9 protein-coding genes are annotated in these 14,666 nt (G+C 68.8%); all 9 read right to left on the reverse strand.

Annotation, left to right across the window (positions count from 1 at the left end; all coding sequences use genetic code 11):
- Positions 1-14: 14 nt before the first annotated feature.
- The 9 genes from CWT12_RS02485 to CWT12_RS02515 all read right to left on the reverse strand — a co-directional run bounded on the left by CWT12_RS02485 (position 15) and on the right by CWT12_RS02515 (position 13,007).
- Positions 15-638: an RDD family protein gene (locus CWT12_RS02485; RefSeq protein ID WP_161923572.1), complete on the reverse strand. Its 624-nt coding sequence runs from the start codon at positions 636-638 to the stop codon at positions 15-17.
- Positions 639-936: 298 nt separating this feature from the next.
- Positions 937-2,913 (reverse strand): transglutaminase domain-containing protein, encoded by a 1,977-nt coding sequence (locus CWT12_RS02490; RefSeq protein ID WP_237564271.1) that lies wholly within the window; start codon positions 2,911-2,913, stop codon positions 937-939.
- A complete protein-coding gene (locus CWT12_RS13745) occupies positions 2,910-3,464 on the reverse strand; it encodes a DUF58 domain-containing protein (RefSeq protein WP_237564272.1) in 555 nt (184 codons plus the stop codon). The genes CWT12_RS02490 and CWT12_RS13745 overlap by 4 nt, the downstream gene beginning before the upstream one ends.
- On the reverse strand, positions 3,404-4,198 hold the full coding sequence (locus CWT12_RS13750) for a hypothetical protein (protein WP_237564273.1): 795 nt from the start codon (positions 4,196-4,198) through the stop codon (positions 3,404-3,406). The genes CWT12_RS13745 and CWT12_RS13750 overlap by 61 nt, the downstream gene beginning before the upstream one ends.
- Before the next feature lie 18 nt (positions 4,199-4,216).
- Positions 4,217-5,179, reverse strand: coding sequence for an AAA family ATPase (locus CWT12_RS02500; protein ID WP_161923573.1), 963 nt, complete (start codon positions 5,177-5,179; stop codon positions 4,217-4,219).
- A 109-nt stretch (positions 5,180-5,288) separates the two neighbouring features.
- The gene (locus CWT12_RS13755; protein WP_237564274.1) at positions 5,289-6,014 is read right to left on the reverse strand and encodes a hypothetical protein; all 726 of its coding nucleotides are present in this window, start codon (positions 6,012-6,014) and stop codon (positions 5,289-5,291) included.
- 257 nt (positions 6,015-6,271) lie between these two features.
- On the reverse strand, positions 6,272-11,086 hold the full coding sequence (locus tag CWT12_RS02505; RefSeq protein WP_237564275.1) for a fibronectin type III domain-containing protein: 4,815 nt from the start codon (positions 11,084-11,086) through the stop codon (positions 6,272-6,274).
- A gap of 5 nt (positions 11,087-11,091) precedes the next feature.
- Entirely contained in the window at positions 11,092-11,532 is a 441-nt protein-coding gene (locus CWT12_RS02510) for an adenylyltransferase/cytidyltransferase family protein (protein ID WP_161923574.1), read from the reverse strand.
- Complete coding sequence (locus tag CWT12_RS02515; RefSeq protein ID WP_237564276.1) at positions 11,532-13,007, reverse strand: sugar transferase; 1,476 nt, start codon at positions 13,005-13,007, stop codon at positions 11,532-11,534. Before CWT12_RS02515 ends, CWT12_RS02510 begins: the two co-directional genes overlap by 1 nt.
- Positions 13,008-14,666 lie beyond the last annotated feature (1,659 nt).

A 14,666-nucleotide genomic window follows, 5' to 3' on the forward strand; every position in this document is an offset into this window, starting at 1 on the left:
AGAAGGCGCGAATGCTAAGCGGCCGTCGGAGAACGGACCGCGCCGGCCGGCGCGGGCGGTGCGCGAGTCCGGGGCGTGTCCGCAGTCGGCTGGGAGACGCGGCAGGTGCGCTGCTGAATCAGCCTCACACCTGTTAGCTGGTCATGCCAGCCGCGTCCTTGCGGGTCCTTGGCAGCGGTGTGCATGAGCACGATGGCGCCGATGCCGAGTGTCGGCACCACGCAGATGAAGGTCAGATCGGCGTGGAGGAACAGCGCCAGGCCCGCGGGGCGCCCGGTACGCTCCGAGACCAGCCGTACGCCCAGCGCGCGTCCGCCCGGGCTCCAACCGGTCCGTCCCAGCACCACCTCGCGCACTGTCAGCACGATCACGATTGCCAGTAGCAGGGCGGCCACCCAACCGACGTCGGCCACCAGGCGCACCAGGGCGGCGATCATCCCGCTCACGGCCGTACCGGCAGCCAGATCGATCAGGCCGGCAAGGACGCGCGCGCGGACCGGGGCGGGAACGCCGACACTGGTGGGCGCAGGCGTGGCCGTGCCTACGCGGCCGTAGGGGCTCCTGGCAGCGCCAGTACCCGTCGGGGCGGGTGCCGCCGAGCCACTCCTGGCACGACGTGATGCGGAAGTGGTTGTCATCACGAGCCTGTCCTCCTCGAAGTACGTGTCCGCCGCCCACGTCCGGCTGGCCGAAACAGCGAGCGCGGCGAAAGCCTGGCCAGCAGGCCGCGCCACCGGGGACGGTCGGATGCCATCACCGGAACGATGGCGTCGGCTGATTTCCAGACTTGGTTCAGATCGTACGATGATGGGTCTCCGGCGGCGAATACCTGGGCGTCGATCGCACGCGCGAAGCGGGGCAGGTCTGCCCGAGGAAAACCGGTTGCCAGCTGCGCCGCGGCCTCCCTGCGTGTCAGCCCGGCCGGGGCGCTGCTACCTAGATCGCGCGCCCGGTCAACCACCTCGTCCCAGGCCCCAGCGCCCGCTCCACGCCGTCGCGGCGCCGACGCCGGGCCCGTCGCAGCGCCTTGGCTGCGAGAATTGCCGCTAGTAGCAGGAGGGCGCCCGCGGCGGCCCCAATAGCCGCCACGAATGCGGTGGGCAGGCCCGCGTTCCGGTCCTCCTCCGACCCGTCCCGGTCGTCGTCCTCGTAGACGGGAGGCAGCTCAGCCGGGTCCTGCTGGGGCAGCGGCGGCTGCAGCACCTGCGGCTCGGGATTGGAGACCTTGCGTGCGTTCTGCTGCTGCGGCACCTGGTCCCGCTCGGGAGTGACATCGAAGCTCACCCAGCCGACTTGCTCGAAGGCCACCTCAACCCAGGCGCTGACATCCTCCCCGGTGACGTCGGTGGCGTCCCCGTCGGTCGTCGGGTCGAAGCCCATGACCACCCGGGCCGGAATGCCCAGTGAGCGGCACATGAGCATCATGAGCACCGCGTATTGCTCATCGTCTCCCACCAGGGAGTCCGCGGCGACCATGTCGGCTAGGCGGGCCGCACCGTGGCCGGGCTCTGAGGGGGTCTTGGTGCCGTCGGAGTAGTAGCCGGTGCGCAGCGCCCGCTGCAGGGCGCGGATCTGGTTGAGCGGCTCCGACTCCGAGCCGACCAGCGAGCGTGCCAGCGCCTGAACCGAGGCCGGTACGTCCTCCACGGAGCCAAGACTGACGTCCGCCAGCGACAGCTGGGTCAGGTCGGCGTCCGACGGCGTGGCGGGAACCTTGACGTCCTCAGTCAAGACGTCCTCGGCGGCCAGCCTGGCGGTGACCAGACCGGTGGAGGAGAAGGTGTCGTAGAAGAGGGAATCGCTGATAGCCTCTGCCCGTGCTCCCGCGGGCGTGATGGACAGCGTGTCCGTAACAGTAGGTACCCACGGGTAGGTGTAGCCGTCCAGGACGAATGTGACGGTTGTGGGGCCAGGCCCGCTCCCGGAAGCGGTTGTAGCAGCGCCGGAATCGGGCTCCGGCACCAGTGGCGTGCCCCGACCGATGCGCTGGAAATGGGCGCCGCGCCCAGAGGCCTGGCTGATGCGCGCAGACAGGCCGTCGTAGGAGTCGAGTGCGGCAATACGGATCCGGGCGCCGTCGGGCAGGTCGGAGACCGTCATCAGCGTGGTGGAGGCGAGTTGCGTCTCCAGGGTGCGTACCAGGGAGAGAGGAGTGGCGTATTCGGTCAGGTCTAGCGGCGGGCTGAAGGCGTCGCGTAGGACCGCGCGGGCGTGCGGGGCGGCGGGCGCGGAAATGGCGACCACGAGCGTGATGGCCGCCAGCAGCGCCCCTGCACGGGCGGCACCGCGGCGCGCCCCTGTGGTCACGCCCGCATCGGTTTCCTCCAAGACCTCGGCTACCTGGTCGTGCCGGCCCCACTGCGCCGCCAGCGCCCACAGTCCCAGCACGCCAGCAGCCAGTACCGCGCCGACCACGGCAGGCAGCGGCGTGGCCGTATCACCCCAGGCGATGGCGACCGCCGCCTCCGCCAGGACCGTGAACCCGGCCAGGTGGAGCCGTCCCGCGTAGACGGCACGGGTCGCCAGCACGCCGCAGGCCAAGCCCGTCAGCCACGGCAGGGTAGTCATCGCGGAGAAAGCAGTCAGCGGCAGGGGCAGGGTCAGCGCATCACGCCACACCGTCACCGTGGCCGCCAGGACCTCGTAAACGCCACTCAGATCGTGGGCGACATCCGGCAGCAGCCAGGGAGCCAGCAGCACGTGCACGGCCGCCGTAATGGCGAGCGTGGGCAGGGCGGACAGCCGGGCGCGGGCGCTGACCAGGCCGATCAACACGCCCAGGGCCACGGCACAGGCACCGACCGCGACACCGATTATGGAGCCGAAGGGGACGATGAAGGGGATCGTGCCGATCAGCAGGAGCACGGTGATCAGTGCCTGGTAGAGGCCTTTCTTAGCCCGCGAGGTACTCATACAGCCTCCCGCATCACCAGGGGCAGTGCCTCCAGGCGGTCGATGTCGAACGCGGTCAGCCCGCTCAGGGCATGGCGCCCCAGCGGCCGGGAGCCGCAGCGCAGTGCAATCGCCACCGTGTCCACCGGGGTGGCGGTGCGCACGCGCCCCAGCACTGAGTCATCACAACGCTGGCCGGTTACGAGCACCAGTACGGAGGCCTCGGAGTGGCGGGTGGTGGCGTGGCGGGCCAGTTCGTCGCAGCCGTACGCGCCCGGCGTCTCCTCCAGCAGGCAAGAGGCGTCTAGCATGCGCAGGCCGGTGATAGTGGGCAGTGCCCCGGCCTGGGTGAGCAGGGAGACCTCCCGGCCGTCGGCAATCGCGTTCAGCGCCAGCGAGCAGGCCACGGATACGGCCGTCTCGAAGTCCTCATCGGTCTCGTAGACGTCCGGGAGCGTGTCCAGGAGCACAAGCAGGCTCGCCCGGTGCGTCTCCTCGAACTGACGGACCATTAGCCTGCCGGTGCGGGCGGTGGTGCGCCAGTGGACGTTACGCCGGTCGTCCCCGGGCACGTAGTCGCGCAGGGCGTGGAATGAGACGTCCGAGCTTGACAGCTCCTGGGTGACGGCCCCTCGACGTCGCGCATGATGCCGCGCAGCGTGACTCCCAGCCGGATGGTGCGGGGGTGGATGTGCACCAGCTGCGCCTCGGTGTGGTTGCGCTCGCGGCGCAGCAGCCCCACCGGGTCCGAACGCACGGAGACGACCGGTCCTACGGTGACGACACTGCGGCGGGCCGTGGGCAGGATGAAGCCACGCTCATGCTCCGCACCCGGGCGCAGCGTGGGCACCGCGAACACCGCTCCAGCGGTGCCCACGGGCATCTCCATGCGGGTGGGCAGTAGGAGGCGTCCGGTTGGATTACGCACCGACAGGTGAACAATCGCGTTGTCACCCACGGTGACGCGCCGTTCCAGCAGGTCGTGGGAGACGGTGTGGCCCCCGCGTGGCAGCAGCCAGAGCCAGGCGGTGGCGACGACGGAGCCAAGCACCGCGGCGGCCGCCCACGCCTCCTGCCAGCCCAGCCGGAACCCGCCGGCGGCGGCCAGGACCAGCAGCATCACGCAGGCCCAGCCCGTGCGCGTCACCACCCCCGCGCCGCGAGTCACTGCCACAACTGCTTGGTGACCGGGCAGTTCAGCGGTTACGGAACGCAGGCGCGTAGCTGCACGGCGGCAGGCCCGCAGCGCGGTCTGGAGGACGGACACGGCGGGTGATGCCTGCGAGGTCGGGGCCGAGCTGGTCATGGGGTCTCGTTCGCGGGCTCAGCGGGTAGTGGGGGCGGAGACGTCGGTCAGGGCGCGGGTGATCACCCCGGCTGCGGTGGCACCGGAGAACTCGGCGTCGGGGTCCATGACCAGTCGGTGCGCCCACACCACCTCCGCCAGCTCCTTGACGTCATCGGGCAGCACGTAGGGGCGCCCCTGGGCGGCGGCCCATACGCGCGTGACGCGTGCCATGGCGATGGCGCCGCGGGTGGACACACCCAGCAGTGTGTCGGGGGACTCGCGGGTGGCCTCCACCAGGGCGCCGATGTAGTCCAAGATCGAGTCCTCCACGTGGTTCTGGGCAGCGATGTCAGCCATGGAGGCGATCGCGCCGGAGGTGATCACGGTGTCCAGGCCGCGGGACCGGTCGGGTTTGTCTGATCCAGCCAAGATGCGGGTCAGGGCCTCGCGGCTGGGGTAGCCGATGGACGTCTTCATCAGGAAGCGGTCCAACTGCGCCTCGGGGAGGCGGTAGGTGCCGGCCTGCTCCACCGGGTTCTGGGTGGCGATGACCATGAAGGGTCGTCCGGTCTCGTGGCGGACGCCGTCGACGGTGACCGTGGACTCCTCCATCACCTCAAGCAGGGCCGACTGGGTCTTGGGGGAGGCCCGGTTGATCTCGTCGGCCAGGACCACGGAGGCGAAGATCGGACCCGGGTGGAACTCCCAGGCGGTGGTCTTCTGGTTGAAGATGGTCACGCCGGTGATATCGGACGGCAGGAGGTCCGGGGTGAACTGGATACGCGAGTGGCTGCCCTGCACGCTGGCCGCCAGGGCTCGCGCCAGGGCTGTCTTGCCGGTGCCGGGCGCGTCCTCCAGCAGGAGGTGTCCCTCGGAGAGCATGGTGGTCAGCGCCAGTCGGATTACGTCTTTTTTGCCGAGCAGCGCCTCGCCGACATTGTCTACTACCTTGTTAAAGGTCTCGGCGAACCAGGTCGCGTTCTCCTGGGTCATGGACATGTGGTGGGGTTCTCCTTAATGAGGTTCGGTCCGTGTCATGGTAATTTGCACGGAGACCACAGGCTGCGTCTGTGACGCAACCGAGTTGGATAGATGAATGACTCATGATCTACTGCTGCGTGCAGGTGATCTGTCGATCAGCGTTCGGGCTGCGGTGGGGGAACACGTGGCGGCCGCCGCCCTGGGAGTCAACCGTGAAGGACCCGGTGTAGTTCTTGGTCTGTCCGTCTGCGGTATCGCGGTAGTCGTAGTTGCAAGAAACTGTGCTGTCAGGATTGAAGCCCGACACGTCTACCACGATCTTCCAGCAGCGATTCGCCGCGAAGCCGGTCTCATTGAGATCCTGCTGCGTGCAAGTGGACTCGGGGACGGAGGTGTTGATCATGAACGTTTTCTGGGTGCCGACTGCAACAGACGGCTTGGGCAGGGTGACCGCGTTTGAACGCACCGTGGCCGAGGCGATGGACTCCTGGTCATCGACAACCACACGGGCCTCCACGTAGTAGGTGGCGCCGGGAGTCAGGCCGGAGAAGGAGGTGTTGTCATCGTCCCAGCCCTTTACCTGGTTCCCGGCGGAGTCGACGAGCCGGTACTCGATCTCCAGCTCGCCTGCACGCCAGCCGTTGTTATCGGCGGCGAGAGTGGAGGGCGTGGTCACCCTGATCTGGCTGGTGCCATTGGCCGCAGCCACCGGTGCCGACGGTGCCTTGGGCTTGCCGGTGATGCGGAAGCTCGTTGAGCCGGTTGCGGAGGTGGATGAGCCCGCCTGGTTCTCGGCCTTCACCGTGACTGAAACGCTGTGCGTGCCGGTGCCCAGGGATACCGGTACGGTCACTGAGGTACTGGAACCGGCCTGAACGGTCTGTACCACTGATCCGGTAATTGACACGGTGTATGTGACTGCGTTTCCGTTTGCTGCAGCGCTGCCCCAACTGATGTTCAGCTTGCTTCCGCTTCCGTCCCAGCTCACACTGGGCCTGCCCGGGGTACCTGGGGCGCTGTAGGCGGTGGCCGTTGCGCCGGATGAGACCCAAGCGGACTGGCCGGAGCCGGAAACTACCGCACGCACGCGGGCGGTGTAACTGCCCGGCTTCAATGAGCGGAACGCCGCCGAGGTCCCGGACACCGCCTGGCTGGAAACCACACTGCCGTCCTGCAACAGCTGTACCTCGTAGGTGATGGAAACCCCGCTGATGGGGCGGCGGCGCCCCAGGAGACCGTCACGGAGGCGTTCCCGCCACTGAGGTTAACGCCGGTGGGTGCGTCTGGGGTGACGGTCAGCGTCACCGGGGCCGAGGCGGCCGAGGGGGCGGATGCGCCCACCGCGTTGGTGGCCACCACCTGGAAGGAGTAGGTGCCGCCGGGCGTCAGGCCGGTGGCGGCGCAGGGGGAGCCGGCGCAGTTCCAGGAGCCTGCCCCGCCGGTCTCGGTGAGCGTGTACCCGGTGATCGGCGAGCCGTTATCCGCTCCCGGTGTCCATGACACGTTCATAGCACTGATGCCGGATGGGCTGGCGGACACGCCGGTGGGTGCGTCCGGTACCGCGGTGACGGTAACCGTGACCGTGCCGGTTACCGCGCGCGCGGCGGAGCCGGTGGCGTCCAGTGCCTCGTAGACCACTACCAGGCGGCCGACGAAGCCGGCTCCGGGGGTGATAGTGAGGGTGGTTCCGGAGGCGGTCACTTCTCCCGTGCCGGAGGTGACCTGCGGCGAGCCGGACAAGGTGATCGGCTGATCAGGGAACGGGTTGGTTACCAGCGTGGCGACGTCGATGCTCACGGGGGAGCCGTCGGAGGAGAGAGTGGCCGGCGCGGTCGTCATGAGTGGCCGGCTGGACTCGGTGACCTGCAGCGGCAGCTCGCCGGTGACCGGCTCATTGTTCCCGTCGTCCACCGTCACCGGCAGCGCGGCGGTGGTTCCCACGGCCGTGCCGGCGTCGGCGGCTACCGTGACGGTGGAGCCGGAAAGCGACGTCGTGAAGCCGGCGGGGGCGGAGCCGATCGAGAAGGACAGCTCGTCGCCGTCGGCGTCCTGCGTCATGGCGGACAGCTCCGCGGTGACCGCATCCTCGCCTGCGGCCACCGAGATCCCGGTGGGAGTGAATACGGGAGGCGTGTTGGAGGTTGCCTCCACCACCACCGGCAGGGTGAGGGTGGAGGACAGGGCGGCGTCCCCCGCGGAGTCGGTCACCGTCAGGGTCACGGACGTCTGCCCGGAGAAGCCTTCAGCCGGTGTCAGGTCCAGGCCCTCACCGCCATTGGTGACCGCGGCCGTGTCCAGCCCGGTGCCGGTGCGCACTGTGGAGGCATCGGTGATGGTGGGGGTCGTATCGGCGTGGGTGAGGATGTAGTCGGCCAGGTTCACGGCGGTGGTGGTATCCGCCGGAATTCGCACCGGGATCGCGGTCGAGTCCAGTCGTGGGCGCAGGTCCTGCCGCGATGGCACCACGATGACGGCATTGCCGGTAAGCCCGTCCTGGTCGGTGATCGTGTACAGCACCAGGCGCTGTTCGCTGCCGACGGTGACTCGGATCGAGGAGTCGATCACCTCGGCCCGTGTGTCCTCGGTGGTAACGGTCAGGTCCCAGGGGGAGCCGTCGGCGTCCTGGTCATTGTCCAGCACGGAGACGAGCGCCATGCCGTCCGCGTCCACCTGGTCCACCGTCACGTAGTCGTCCACGCCGATCGGGCTGAGCAGGGGGGCGTCGACGAGCACCTGGAAGGTGATGGTGCCCACGTCGATACCTCCCTCCCCGTCGGAGACCCGGTAGTGAGCCGTGTAGACCCCCTCCTCGCGGGGCAGCTCGGCCACCACGCGCCCGGAGCGCACGGACAGGGTGAGCGCCGGGTCATCACTGACGGGGGTGTCATCCAGGGTGAGCGGATCGCCGTCGGCGTCGAAGTCATTGGAGACGACATCCGTGACGACGGTACGGTCGGGCTGGGCCACCACCAGGTCGTCGGTGGCTACGGGGGCGGTGTTCGTGGTTGGCGCCGCGGCCACGCCCACGCGCACGGTCCCGGTGGAGCGGGCCTCGAAGCGGTCCTTCACCGTGTAGGTGAAGGTGTCGGTGCCGCTGGTGCCCTCGTGCGGGGTGTAGGTCAGGTAGGTGGAGGAGGCCTCGACGGTTCCCGACGTCGGGGCCTGGTCCAGCCCGACCAGGCTCACCGAGTCGCCGTCGGGATCAATGCCGTCCAGCGGCACGGTGATCGTCACCGCGGAGCCGGCCACCGTGCTCGCCTCCAGGTTCTGCGGGCTGGGGGCGGCGTTGGCGGCGTCGTCACGCGCGCGAACCTCAATGTCTATCTGGCCGGAGGCGGTCTGCCCGGCCGTGTCCGCAATGGTGTAGGACAGAGTGGTGCGGCCCGGAGTATCCGCGGCCTTGAAACGCACCACGTCTCCGCTGGTCCAGGCGGTGCCCAGATCCGCGCCGGCCACGCCGAGCTCATCGGCCACACTCAGCGCCAGGCCCGAGGGGGAGGTGTCATTGTCCAGCACCGAGATGGTCACCACGTCCCCCACGCGCACGATGGCGGAGTCGGCGCCGGCGATCGGCATCTGCAGCTCGGCGGTGGTAACCGGAACGACGGTCATGTGACCGGTGGCGGAGGCGGTCCCGTTGGAGACGGTGTACTCCACTTCCACGCTCTGCCCGATCGTTCCGGCCGCGGACACCTGCAGCAGCGAGTGGTCCACGACGGTCACGGTGACGCCCGAGTCGTAGGGCGCGCTCGCTGACTGCAGCACCAGGATCCCGCCGGCCGGATCGAAGTCATTACTCAGCGGAGCCACCGTGGTGGAGCCGCCTTCGCGCAGCAGGGCGGTGTCATTCTCGGTCACCGGGGGCACATCCGGGTCCGCCGGCTCGACGACGTCGATCCTCACGATCCCGTGGGAGACGGCTGAGCCGGAGGTGACGTCGTAAGTGATGTAGTAGGTGTCCGCGTGCTCGGCCGTGAAGGTGAAGGTGCCGGCCTGCTGGTTCACCTCCAGGCTCGTCCCGGCGGGCGCCTCCTGCAAGCCCGCCAGGATCAGCGGGTCGCCCGTGGGGGAGACGTCGTTATCCAGTGGGGAGACCACGGTGGAGGCTCCGGAGACCACGCGCACGTGATCGGCGTTGGCCACCGGTGCGACGGACTCCGCTGCCTGCACGTCCACGTTGATGGTCCCGGATGCGGCCTGCTGGCCGTCGGAAACCACCACGGTGAGCGTGCGGGTACCCGGCGTGCTGATCGTGTCCCGCACGTTGACCGTGCCCTCGTTGGTGGTGCGCACGTCGAAGCCCTCGCCCTGGGCGGATACCAGGTAGAGGGTGTCGCCGTCGGGATCGAGCCAGTTGCCGAGCACGTCCAGGGAGCCGGAGGCGTCCGCGGCGATCACCAGTGTGGGGGTGGAGGTCTGCTCGGGCGCCGCGTTGACGCTCCAGTCGTGGACCTCCACCGTGGCGACGGCGGAATCGGCGCCACCGCGTCCGTCCGACGCGGTATAGGGGATCGTGTAGGTGCCCGTGGCGTCCGGTGGGGTGTCGATGCGCAGCGCCAACCCGGACTGGGCGGAGGTGACCTGAGCCGTGCCCGTGTCACCGGCCTCGGCGGTCAGTACGTCCCCGTCCGGGTCGGAGTCGTTGGCGAGCACCGGCAGCACCGTGGAGCGGCCCGGACGCACCCCGAAGGAATCGTCATTGGCCTGCGGCGGGTGATTCTCCTCGGTGCGCTCGGGCTGGGACTGGGAGTCGGAGGTCTCCGCCGAATCGTCCTTGTCATCTGCCTGGTCATCCGTCTGGGAGGTGATGTCGGTCCAGTCCTCCACCAGCACCAGGTTCTCATCGGGAAGCCATACCGTGCCGTGGGTGATGTCGTTCAGGACGATCGCATCCCGGTTGACGCGGAAGACGGGCCGGGAGGAGGATGCCAGGGCGGCGTCACTGACGGATTCGGTGTCGCCTCCGCACTGCCGCAGGAAGTGCCCCGAACCGGACCAGGCGCCGTAGAGGCAGTCTCCCAGGCGCACCGGCTGAGCGGGTACGCCGACGGCGGCCTCGTCGTCGGCGGAGGCGGGGACGGTGGTGATCGGCGAGCCGTCCAGGGGAACGGACATCAGGGCGGTGCGAGAGGCGACCAGGACCGCGTCCGCGTCGGGGCCGGGTTGCTGAAGTACCAGTCCCGAGGCCCCCAGGTCCGTGGTGGAGCCTCCGGGCAGGTGCAGGATGCCGGTGCCGCGCTCCAGGACCACGGCGCGGCTCCCGACGGCGGTTATGGCCAGGTCCGTGGCATCGGTCAGGTTCAGTGTGCGCGTGGAGGACTTGCCCCAGCCGGAGGCCTCGACGGGAACGGTAGTCAGGGTGCCGGTCTTGGCGGAGACCGCGTGCAGCGACCCGTCGGTGCCGGCCACGGCCACCGCTCCGGGGGCGTCCTCGATCAGGGTGGGCGCGGCCGTCAGCAGGTCGACGGCGCCGACGGTGGTGCCGGTGACCGTGCCGGCGCCGGAGTCCACGGCGAAGACTCGATCGGCGCCCTGGAGCACGCTCACGCTACTGGGCAGCTGCGTACCGGCGGACAGCGCCACCGCGGTCGGATCCACTGAGGCGACTGCGCCCGCCGCCAGGTCGGGCACCAGCACGTTCTCACCGCTCTGGGTGACGTCGAAGTCCGCCGATGCGGTGCGGATGGAGCCGTCGATCTGCTTCGACGGGTAGTTGAGCCTGGCTACCAGGTGCTCGCTGGTGCTGGTGACCCATACGCCGCCGTCGTTCAGGGAGACGTCCGCTTGCGGGACGCCGTCATGCATCCAGGCGGCTGTTCCCAGGGTGAGTGCTGCCAGGCCGGCCAGGGCGGCGGAAAGGCGCTTGCGCCGCTGCCGGGACAGGTCCCGGCGTCCCAGGCGGCGTAGCTTCATCGGTGCGGGCACGCCCTTCATCTGGCGGCGGTTCCGGAGTGTGAGGCGACCTCCTGCGCGAGCATGCGGCGCAGCATGCTGGAGGACGTCGTGGGCGTGTAGGGCAGGTAGACGACGGTGGCGCCCACCTCTGCCATCTGCTGCTCCAGCAGGTCTCCCTTCTCGGTGTCCTGCCAGTCGGTGCCCTTGAACAGGATGTCGAAGGGCTCACGCTGCCAGGCCAGGCGCTTGTCCTGGTCGAAGTCCGGCACCACGGCGTCCACGACCCGCAGCGCGGCAACCAGCGCCATGCGCTCGTCGTGGGGGACGATCGGGGCGCGGCCCTTCATGCGCTCCAGGGACTCGTCGGTTGCCACGCCGGCGATCAGGCGGTCGCAGCGGGTGGCGGCCGCGCTGAGGATGTTGAGATGCCCGATGTGCAGCATGTCAAAGCCGCCGGGTACGTATCCGGTGATCATCAGTACGCTCCCTTGCCGCCGACGACGGCCTTGAAGGTTGACAGGAAAATGCTGGCGTCCAGGCGGGCGCCCCGGTTCTCGACGTAGTGCCGGTCCAGCGCGACCGTGGTGTCCCATGAAAGGTCCGAGCGTCCCGATACCTGCCACAGGCCAGTAAGACCGGGCTTGACCAGAAGGCGGCGGCGGGCCTCGGCGTCGTACTCGGCCACCTCGCTGGGAAGCGCCGGGCGCGGGCCCACCAGGCTCATCTCGCCACGCACCACATTGATCAGCTGTGGCAGCTCGTCGATGGAGGTGCGGCGGATGAAGCGGCCCACGCGGGTGATACGCGGATCGGTTCGATTCTTGAACAGAACCTCGTTGCCCGCGTCACCGCCGGCCTTGACCACGGCCTCGCGACGGGCGTCCGAGTCGGTTCGCATCGAGCGCAGCTTCCAGAGCGTGAAGGGCGAGCCGTCCTGGCCCACTCGGGTCTGGCGGTAGAAGGCAGGGCCGGGGGAGTCCAGGCGGACGGCAATGGCGGCCGCAGCCAAGAGCGGGGAGAAGAGCACGAGCAGCACGGTGCCTGCGGTCCGGTCGAAGATCTCCTTGGCGAGCAGGCGGGTGCGGCGCAGGCTCACGTCGATCAGGCCGGTCCAGCCGTGCGTAACCGGCAGTCCCCGCATGCGCCCCGGAACCACGTCCTGCAGGCCGGGGGCGACCACGAGCCGAGCACCGGTTGAGGTCAGGCCGCGCATGAGGGTTACGAGGTCGTCCGGGCTCACGCCCCCGAGCGTCATAACGACGTCGATGCGCTCGGAGGTGATCATCGCGTTCGTCTCCTCCACGCTGCCGAGGCGGGCGGCGGCATGGGAGCGATTGGTGCTGGAGGAGACGTAGCCCACAATGAGGAAGCCGTCCGCGGGGTGGGAGCGCAGGTCGCGCAGGATGGGCTCGGCGCCGGGGCCCATGACGATGAGGGTGCGCCGTAGGCCGCGCCCCTCCGTGCGCCGTGCCCGCAGCCACCGACTCTCGGTGTATCTGCCGAGGAGGGACAGGGTCAGCTGGGCGCACAGCGGCACGAGCACAGACAGCGCCGAAAGCTGCGGAGTGAGCAGTTGGGCCAGTAGGAGTGCCACCGGAGCGGTTACCGCAGCGGCCAGGGTGACGCGGCCGGCGCCCGAGCGGGCCTGGTCCACGACGTCGACCCCCAGCGCCCCTGCCATCCAGGCGATCGCCACCATCAGTGCGCCGACGATGAAGGCGTGCAGCAGCCGCAGGGGCTCCCAGGCCAGGCAGATGGCGGCGACCCAGATCGGCAGCACTACGGCAGTGAGGTCACCGAGGAACACCCATGACAGCAGGTCCTGACGCATGGTGGGCCAGGCCGTGAACAGTGGGGACTCCAGTGGCGGCAGAAATCGAGCCTTGCCGCCGGACCGCTCCCGCTGCCCAGCGGGCTGCGGGGTGGGGGCTGCGCTGAGCGGGCTGGTCAAGACGACTCCAATGACTTTACTGCCGTTGCTGGAAGAAACTTGTGATGGAAGCGCCGAGCGCTGCTAAAAGTCCCGACATAGTCCGCCGTCGTGCTGTGCTTGGCGCTGAGCGCGGGCTTTTTCATCGAGCTCTCTGGTCAATCTACTACCTATTTTCAGCCGGTGGGGGAGAACGTGAACAGGTACACAGAAACCGGGTCCGGGATGCGTATCCGTGACGGCTCCGCCGCGGTGGTGGCCACGGGGTGGGTGGCGCGTCAGCAGGTCCGCGATCCGCGCGATAGCGCGGATGCGCCCGGGGTCGCCGGTGAGGGAGTGGTGGGCTACGGAATGTAAAGAATTGGGCATGCGTATGAGATTGATGTGATAATTCTGAGACGATTATTGGCGGTCGGCATCGCTGAGCGGCAGCATATGAGGGTCGTGCGTCACATTGGGCAACATTTCCGTTACAATCGACAGTGATTCGTAATCCTTCGGCGTTCAGGGTACCGCCGCCTGCGCAGTGCTCCCAGAGTGCTTCCCCGGCCCGCCTCGTCGACCGCCTACTTGGACGGCGTCCGTCCACTTGGACCGCGTACCCGCCGCTTGTGCTAGGCGGCGGATTGGGAGGCAATGGGCCTGTCGACTGCGTCCCCGTGTGCCAGCGGTAGTGCTTCTTTGTGCGTGCTCGTTCTCCTGCTGCCAGCTTCAGCCTGGCTCGCCCAGCCGCATACTTGGACCGTGTCTCTTCGCTTGGACCGCGTTTGTCCAGTTGGATCGTCTGCGACTGCCTCTGCGGCGGCCCAAGTACGAGTAGACGTCGGCGATCCCGAAGGCGGCTGCTGACTGGTTCGTTTGCTAGCCCATCTGGCTTGCGGGTGTCGTGGTTCGCAGGGTGTTGGCTTGTACGTGTGTGGGCCTGGGTGGGTTGGCCTGCGGGGAGCGGCGCTTGCGGCGTGCGGGGAGCGGTGGTTGGTGCTTGGGCCTGTGCTGACGCGGCTGATTGCGTGTTCTGGTCGACGGTTCGTACGTTCCGGCGCGACGGTTCGTACCTCGTGGCGACGGTTCGTACGTTCTGGTCGACGATTCGTACCCTGTGGTGACGGTGCGGTAGGGGTACGTAGCGTCACCGAAAGGTACGAACCGTTGGTGCCAAGTGCCGAACCGTCATGCGAAGTGCCGAAGCGTCGCAAGGGGGCCGTGCCGCCGCGCGGGAAGTGCCGATGTGTCACCCCCGGGGGTGCGCGAGCGAGTCGGCCCGGTCCACGCCCCTCGCAGTATCGCGTGGCCCGCACGTCGCCGTGGGTGTGGTCCGTACGTGGTTGTCTGTAGCCGGCCGACGCCGACGCCGCCCGCACGGCGCCGTGGGGGTGGCACTCAGGCCCCGCCTCGCCCTCAAAGCGGAACTGCCCAGGGGTCGGCTTGCTAGACGCAAGCAGAGAGCGCGAGCGGCAGCGAGCGGTGGATCGGATTCATGGAGCGTCCCTTCTGAGCGTGGGGCATCGGGAAGGTGGGAGTGCTCTGCGGGTGTGGTGGGGATGCCTCGGAGGGCGTGGTGGGGATGCCCCGGAGGGGGTGGTGACGGTGTTCTTGCGGGTGCGGTGGAACCCCTTGTGAAGCGCGGAGCACCAGGCGCTGATCCCGGTACAAGCTGCGGGGCGGCGTCTCCGGATCGGA

The sequence above is a fragment of the Actinomyces sp. 432 genome, assembly GCF_009930875.1.
GTDB lineage: Bacteria > Actinomycetota > Actinomycetes > Actinomycetales > Actinomycetaceae > Actinomyces.

What these genes read in the sequence shown, in the direction of transcription:
- CWT12_RS02485 (WP_161923572.1), bottom strand. Translation starts at nt 638, where the DNA reads ATGACAACCACTTCCGCATCACGTCGTGCCAGGAGTGGCTCGGCGGCA.
- CWT12_RS02490 (WP_237564271.1), bottom strand. Translation starts at nt 2,913, where the DNA reads ATGAGTACCTCGCGGGCTAAGAAAGGCCTCTACCAGGCACTGATCACC.
- CWT12_RS13750 (WP_237564273.1), bottom strand. Translation starts at nt 4,198, where the DNA reads ATGACCAGCTCGGCCCCGACCTCGCAGGCATCACCCGCCGTGTCCGTC.
- CWT12_RS02500 (WP_161923573.1), bottom strand. Translation starts at nt 5,179, where the DNA reads ATGTCCATGACCCAGGAGAACGCGACCTGGTTCGCCGAGACCTTTAAC.
- CWT12_RS02510 (WP_161923574.1), bottom strand. Translation starts at nt 11,532, where the DNA reads ATGATCACCGGATACGTACCCGGCGGCTTTGACATGCTGCACATCGGG.